The sequence below is a fragment of the Anaerococcus sp. genome (assembly GCF_022770135.1).
Taxonomy (GTDB): domain Bacteria; phylum Bacillota; class Clostridia; order Tissierellales; family Peptoniphilaceae; genus Anaerococcus.
Genome location: NZ_JALEIL010000112.1, coordinates 1 through 4,739, shown reverse-complemented (window position 1 = coordinate 4,739; position 4,739 = coordinate 1). Strand labels below are relative to the sequence as shown.

Genomic DNA, 4,739 nt, shown 5'->3' with positions numbered 1-4,739 from the left:
TCTTGTATAATATAACAAGTATTAATGTCGGAGAAAGAAAGAGGGAGCTTGCAACTATCAAAGTCCTAGGCTTTTACTCTAAGGAAGTTACTTCCTATATATATAGGGAGATTTTCATCCTAACCATTCTAGGAATTGTCTTGGGATACTTCTTAGGCTATGCTATGTTTAGATATATAATAGCCATAGTTGCTCCAGAAGATATAATGATTGCCTACAGGACCCATATTATTAGTTATGTAATTGCAGCAGCTATAACGTTAGTAATTTCACTTTTGATTTTATTATTTGTCCACAAAGACTTAAAGAGAATAGATATGGCAGAAGCGATGAGCTCTGGAGAATAAAAGTGGCCTTCGGGTCACTTTTTAAAAATTCGCAAATTTTGTTATAATATAAACTGAGGTGTTTATGAAAATTATATTAGTAAGACATGGCCAAACCCAAGCAAATATCTCTTGGAAATATTCCACAGACGATACGGTGCTTGCGGAAAGTGGCCTTTATATATTAGATAAAACAAAGAAATTATTAGAAGATTATAAGATAGATAAGGTTTATACATCAGATCTTATAAGAAGTCAACAGACCGCAAAAAGATTAGGCTTTGATGATTTCACTATTGATAAAAGATTGAATGAGATGAACTTTGGAGACTTTAGGGGTCGTGGAATTGATGAAGTAAGAGATATCGAAAAAGACTTTTTCCTAAAAGAAGAAAAAGATTATTTTAATATCAAATACCCTTCTGGTGAGTCAAGAAATGATGTGATCAAAAGAACGAGTGATTTTTTAGAAGAAAAGTCTAGAGAAGAGGATGGCACAATTCTTTGTATTTCACATGGCATAGCTATAAGGTCAACTCTTTTTTGGATATTAAAGGATTTAGATAATTGGGGAAGCTTTTGGATAGACAATGGTTCTCTTACAATCTACAATATCGAAGATGATAAGAGATTAATTGAAAGTGTAAACAAGATATGAAGTTCATCCACCTAGCTGATGTGCATTTGGCAGATTCATTTAACTTAGATGGATCTTTATCTAAAAAGATTAGAGAAGCTTCACGGCAGAGTCTTTCTCGTATCTTAAAGTCCAATAAGGATGTGGATTTTGCTTTAATTGCTGGAGATCTTTTTGAAAGATCCTACTTTACAGCCAGTGATTTTAAAAGATTATTTGCTATTTTTAAGGATTTTTCCAAGGATATTTATTATGTGAGTGGAAATCATGACTATTTTGACTCTTATAGTAGTCTTTTTTTGGAAAATTCTCCATCAAATTTCCATGTTTTTGGCTCAGAGAATCTAGAAGTTTTTGAAAAAGACAAGCTAAGAGTATACGGGATTTCTTATAAGGATAGGATTTTTTCTAAAGACTTGGACATATCGATAAAGTTAGACGATGAATTTTTCAATATCTTTTTAATCCATGGAGATGTTGATAGGGAGGAATCTAATTATTTTTCTTTAAATTCAGAAATGATAAGAGATATTCCTTTTGATTATATTGCTATGGGCCACATCCACAAGGCTCATCGTATAGATAATATTTACTATCCAGGATCTATTGAGCCTCATGATTTTACTGATATATATGATTATGGTTATATCAGATATGAGGATGGAAAGGTTGATTTTATAGATTCTTCTATACTTAAATTCTATGATATGAAATTGTATTTTAGAGACTTTACTAACGAAGATGATTTGCTTTCTTTTGTAAATCAGAAACTCAAAAATAAACAGAATGTTCTAAGGCTTAAAATATCGAGTGATAAGGATATTGATCAGAGATATATAAGAAATAATATAGATGCAATCTATAAGGAGATTCATATCAAAGAAGAAAGGGACTTATCAGATATGGTTAAACTTTTCCCTAATTCTCTTTTATCTTTCTATGCCAAAAAGTTCGAAAATCCTAGAAATGATGTTGAAAAACTCGCCCTAGATATTGGGCTTGATGCAATTCTTAGGAGTAAAGATGACTAGAGTTTTTATTAAAGAAATCCATATGATCTCTTTCGGTAAGTTCGAAGATAAGAAAATAAGATTTGATGAAAATTTCAATTTGGTTTATGGTAAGAATGAAACAGGCAAGTCTACTGTGACGAATTTTATAGAAGGCTTGCTATACGGCTTTGATGAAGGCAAGAATAAGAGGAGTTTTTCTTACAAAAAGGAAGCCTATAAGCCCAAACTTTCCTATAAATACGCAGGATATGGTATTTTTAATAAAGATGGTTTAGATATTAAAGTAATTAGAAACTTTGATGACGGTTCATACAAGTTGATTAATCTCTCTAGTGGAGAAGAAATTCCTTCTAAGGATTCAAATCTTGGCTTTCCTGGAGAATATCTTCTGGATATGAACTACGATATCTATAAGAATTACCTTACGAGTTTTCAAGGACAAAGGTCAGAAAAAAAGGCTAAAGAGAAGCTAATCGAAAGCTTGGCCAACCAGGATATAGACTACGATTTCTCAGCAAATAAGGCCATTGGAATTTTAGATGATAAATTAAACAAATTAGGAAGCGATAGGGCCTACACCAAACCATATCTTAAGGTAAAAAATGAAATTAAAGAAATCGAAGATAGACTCTATGAGATAAAATCATATAAAAAATCTTATGAGAAAGATTTCAAAAGGCTTGACTATAATAAGAAAAGGCAAAGATCTTTAAGGGAAAAATATGAAAAAGATAAAGAAAAATTGGATTCTTACAAGAAATACAGGGCAAATCAAAACTATAAGGATTATAAGAAGTGGACAGATGAGCTTTATAGGATAAATGAATCTATAGCGTCATATAGCGACGTATATGGCCTTGATGAGGAGTATTTCATATCCCTAGAAGAAAATTTAGGTCAAAGTAAAAAGTCTCAAAGCTCAAATATGAAATATATAGTTTTTGTATTAGTCTTACTTTTCATGTTTTTGGGTTTTTCTATAAATAAATATTTTTATCTACTCGCTCTAAGTTTTATGCTAGTATTTATTTTCTTAATAAATCCCACTAAAAAAACAGAAGATAGTAGAAATGACCTAAGCCAGTATAATAAATTGAGAGCTAGATTTCTAAAATATAAGAGCTTGAAGAAGGAAAAGGAAAAGATAGAAGATGTTCTTTCAATACTTAGAAATCAAGACATAAAAGATAGTGAAAATATTTTTGATTTAGAAGACTTTGAAAACTTCGATATTGAAAAGGCAGAGCTTAATCTTGACTCTTATTTAGTAGATTTAGATAAAATAAACGGTGAGATTGCAAGAGATGAAAAAAACCTTGTAAGTATAGAGGAAAAAATAGAAGAAGAGGTCGACCTAGTCGATAGATTACACTTCCTAGAGGACAAATTAGTAGAGATTGAAAATAAGAAAAAGGCTATTAATCTTGCCAAAAGCACTATAAAGAAAATTATAGATGAAAATAGGAATGATTTCACCAATTTAAACAAAAGAGCTAATCTAATTATAAGGGAAATAAGCAAAAATTCTTTTGACTCAATAGTATTTGATGAAAAATTAAATCCTAAGATAAGAACTAAGGAAGGCTACGATATGATGTTAGATCAACTTTCTAAGGGTTTTATGGACCAACTATCTTTTGCTTTGAAACTTAGCATAAATGAGGAAGCTTTTTCCAAGATATTTATGGTCTACGACGATGCTTTTATCAATTATGACTTAGAAAGATTAAGAAATGCTCTATTCTTCCTTTTAGATGCCGCAAGCCTTAGACAAATTATCTATTTTACCTGCCACGATAGGGAGAAGGAAGTATTCGAGTCAGAAGGAATTGATATTAATTATATAGATATGGAGGATGTATGATATATGCAATAGCAGATTTACATCTTGATTATACAGAAAATAAATCTATGGAAGTATTTGGTGACGGTTGGGCCAATTACCAGGAGAGGATTTTTTCTAATTGGGAAAAGATCGTAAATGAAGACGATACCGTCCTTATACCAGGAGATATATCCTGGGCTATGAGTGCTGACGAAGCAAGAATTGACTTAGGAAAAATCGATAAGATGAAGGGTAAGAAAATCCTTATGAAAGGTAACCACGATTATTGGTGGTCTTCCCTAAAAAAGCTTGAAGAATTGGGACTTTCTTCTTTATCCTTTCTCCAAAACAATCATTTCGAAGTCGAGGGATATGATATCTGCGGGACCAGGGGCTGGATTTCCAAAGACAACAAAGAATTTGATGAACACGATTTAAAGATTTATAAGAGAGAGCTTATTAGGCTTGAAAATTCATTTAAAGAAAGTAAAAGTAGTAAAAGAATAGTTCTTCTCCATTACCCACCCCTAAATGCGGATGGAAGCTTTAATGAGTTTTTTGACTTATGTAAGGAGTATAAGGTATCTAAACTTGTTTATGGGCACTTACATGGAGTTGGACATAAGTTAATCAAAGAAGGGAATATAGAAGGCATAGAGGTCTCTTGCGTTGCAGGAGATTATATTGATTTTATGCCAGTAAGGATAGGATAATGCATAGAGAAATTGAAGTAAAAGTTTTAAATATTGATATAGAAAAGATGAGAGAGAAACTAGAAGGCCTTGGGGCTGATTTAATAAACCACGAGTTTCAAAAGAATTACACCTTTATACCAAAGGGAAGCGATGGTTTTGAGGAAGGCTATCTTAGAGTAAGAGAAACAACCCACAAGGATAATGGCGAAAAGGAAATAGAGCTTACCTTCAAGGAAGTTAAAA

The 4,739-nt window shown here is 31.8% G+C and carries 5 protein-coding genes and 1 pseudogene; all 6 read left to right on the top strand.

Annotated features, from left to right (window positions below; all coding sequences use genetic code 11):
* Window positions 1–347 (top strand): ABC transporter permease (locus tag MRZ08_RS05865; RefSeq protein WP_297380435.1); only part of this gene is annotated, 347 nt, incomplete at its 5' end.
* A 64-nt stretch (window positions 348–411) separates the two neighbouring features.
* Window positions 412–984, top strand: coding sequence for a histidine phosphatase family protein (locus MRZ08_RS05860; protein WP_297380433.1), 573 nt, complete (start codon window positions 412–414; stop codon window positions 982–984).
* Window positions 981–1,994 carry a metallophosphoesterase gene (locus tag MRZ08_RS05855; protein WP_297380430.1) on the top strand — a complete coding sequence of 338 codons (1,014 nt, stop codon included), beginning with the start codon at window positions 981–983 and terminating at the stop codon, window positions 1,992–1,994. The genes MRZ08_RS05860 and MRZ08_RS05855 overlap by 4 nt, the downstream gene beginning before the upstream one ends.
* Window positions 1,987–3,840 (top strand): AAA family ATPase, encoded by a 1,854-nt coding sequence (locus MRZ08_RS05850; RefSeq protein WP_297380427.1) that lies wholly within the window; start codon window positions 1,987–1,989, stop codon window positions 3,838–3,840. The genes MRZ08_RS05855 and MRZ08_RS05850 overlap by 8 nt, the downstream gene beginning before the upstream one ends.
* Window positions 3,837–4,514, top strand: coding sequence for a metallophosphoesterase (locus MRZ08_RS05845; protein WP_297380424.1), 678 nt, complete (start codon window positions 3,837–3,839; stop codon window positions 4,512–4,514). The genes MRZ08_RS05850 and MRZ08_RS05845 overlap by 4 nt, the downstream gene beginning before the upstream one ends.
* A pseudogene (locus tag MRZ08_RS05840) lies at window positions 4,514–4,739 on the top strand (adenylate cyclase); the annotation flags it as partial. The gene MRZ08_RS05845 and the pseudogene MRZ08_RS05840, both read left to right, overlap by 1 nt.

Coding starts and splice junctions, on each gene's coding strand:
- MRZ08_RS05860 (WP_297380433.1), top strand. CDS start 412: ATGAAAATTATATTAGTAAGACATGGCCAAACCCAAGCAAATATCTCT.
- MRZ08_RS05855 (WP_297380430.1), top strand. CDS start 981: ATGAAGTTCATCCACCTAGCTGATGTGCATTTGGCAGATTCATTTAAC.
- MRZ08_RS05850 (WP_297380427.1), top strand. CDS start 1,987: ATGACTAGAGTTTTTATTAAAGAAATCCATATGATCTCTTTCGGTAAG.
- MRZ08_RS05845 (WP_297380424.1), top strand. CDS start 3,837: ATGATATATGCAATAGCAGATTTACATCTTGATTATACAGAAAATAAA.